The organism is Saccharopolyspora sp. NPDC003752, from assembly GCF_053605825.1.
Window position 1 is genome coordinate 42000 of sequence record NZ_JBSGJZ010000062.1, and the last position, 1880, is coordinate 43879.

Annotated in this window: 3 protein-coding genes; 2 read left to right on the top strand and 1 reads right to left on the bottom strand. The window is 66.1% G+C overall.

The window, feature by feature from the left end; translation table 11 throughout:
• Both ACWEV3_RS41105 and ACWEV3_RS41110 read left to right on the top strand, forming a co-directional pair.
• Positions 1 to 739, top strand: a 739-nt coding sequence (locus tag ACWEV3_RS41105; protein ID WP_452619093.1) for a DUF5753 domain-containing protein, incomplete at its 5' end; no start/stop codon positions are given.
• 2 nt (positions 740 to 741) lie between these two features.
• On the top strand, positions 742 to 930 hold the full coding sequence (locus ACWEV3_RS41110) for a DUF397 domain-containing protein (RefSeq protein ID WP_452619094.1): 189 nt from the start codon (positions 742 to 744) through the stop codon (positions 928 to 930).
• A 257-nt stretch (positions 931 to 1187) separates the two neighbouring features.
• On the opposite strand, the gene ACWEV3_RS41115 is transcribed toward ACWEV3_RS41110, so the two are convergent.
• Complete coding sequence (locus tag ACWEV3_RS41115) at positions 1188 to 1337, bottom strand: hypothetical protein (RefSeq protein WP_452619095.1); 150 nt, start codon at positions 1335 to 1337, stop codon at positions 1188 to 1190.
• Between the last annotated feature and the right edge of the window lie 543 nt (positions 1338 to 1880).

A 1880-nucleotide genomic window follows, 5' to 3' on the forward strand; every position in this document is an offset into this window, starting at 1 on the left:
TATCGAGAACGGCAGGCAGCTCCCGACCGACGCCGATCTGCTGATCTGGGTGCGACTCACCGAAGTTCCGGAGCCGAGGGCCACTGAGTTCCGCGACGAGTTGCGGACGATCCGGCTGGAGTCCTCCAGCTGGAAGCGGCAGCTGCGTACCGGGCACCGGCGACGGCAAGAGCGTAGTCGCGGTATCGAGGCCGAAGCAGGCACGATCCGCGCGTTCGAGCTCGTCGTCGTACCCGGTCTCGTGCAGACCGCCGACTACGCCCGCCACGTGTTCAGTTCGGCCGCCGCGCTACAGCAGGTGCCGCACGACACCGACGCCGCCGTGCAGGTTCGCCTGGAGCGGCAGCACGCGCTCTACGACTCGGCCAAACACGTCGAACTGCTCATCGCCGAGTCGGCCCTGCGGTACTTCGCCTGCCCGCCGCAGACGATGGTGGCGCAGATCGACCGGCTGATAGCCCTGTGCGGATTGGCAACCGTCCGGTTCGGCATCATCCCGCTCAACACCCGGTTGCCTCACATCCCGGCCAGCGGATTCTGGATCATCGGCGACACCGTGTTCGTCGAGACCGTCAACACCGAGATCAACACCGACGACCCCGACGACGTCGCCCTCTACAACCGGCTCGCCGACAGCCTGTGGCAGGCCGCGGTCGAAGGCGATGATGCGCGACGGCTGCTCGTGCAGATCTCCACGGATATCGCCCAGCTACCCGATCCACCGAGGACGAAGGACTGACCGTGTTCACCAACTGGCGCAAGTCCACAAAGAGCCTGCACAACCCCGAACAGTGCGTCGAGGTCGGTACCGCCCCCAACATGACCGGCGTACGCGACACCAAGGACCGCGACGGCGGCCTACTCAGCTTCACCAAGGAGCGCTGGACGGACTTCCTCGCCGCGGTGAAGGCAGACAAGTTCGGCGCCTGAACAACGCCACCGCGAACAGCCTCCGGCACTCTTGCTGCCGGGGGCTGTTCCATTCCGTACGTTGCTCGATCAGCGTTCGAGCTCTGGTCGATCAGTTCGGGTTGCTCTCGCCCGTACGGTTCGCGCTCGCGGCGACCGCACCTCGAGATAGCGACGGATCCCGAACCCGTTCCGCATCGGGTCAAGCACGGTGGAAATAGCGGCCTGGATCGCGTCGGCCTCCTCCGTACTGTCGGCCACGATTCGGATGCGCACGGTCATCGAGCCACCTCCAACCGCAGCTGGTAGGACGGGCAGCGCCCGAACTCGTGCCGCGGTGCGTTGCAGAACGGGCACGGGCCGTCCTTCGCGCCACCGTCGGCGATGCCGCAGTGCCCGAGCTCGCGCCCCTGCCTGGTGGTGATCACGGTGACCGCCTGCCGTCCGCAGGTGCACAACTCGCCAGGCTGCGCGGGGCGCTCGCTTATCGAGCACCCCCGAACTGCCGAAGCAACAGCAGCCCGCAGGTACCCATCCCAACGGCGAGACTCCACCCGGCCACCGCCGAGATCACCCTCGCCTGATCCGCCGCCACAACAGCCAGCAGCGCAGCACTCAGATGTGGGCCGTAGCTGAGAATCAGGGCAGCCACCATGACCACAACCACGAAGCAGCTGTAGAGGAAGAGACCAGTTCGTTCGACTCGTGCGTTCATCGAGCCACCCCCAACGGCTGCGGGACCGTGCCCGGCCGGGCGACTTCGAGCGGCACTGGTGGCACGGCGGATTCGCCGCGGGGAACGTGCGTCCCGAGTGTGACCAGCACGATCGAGCGGAGGAAGGATAGGACTATGCAGGCGATCAATCGCCTGTCATGAGTCGCCGACTGCATGTCTGCCCCATATCTGCCCCAATACGAAGGGCTGCCGGGCAGGTCGAAGGCGGTTCGACCGAAACATCAGCAATGTTGCG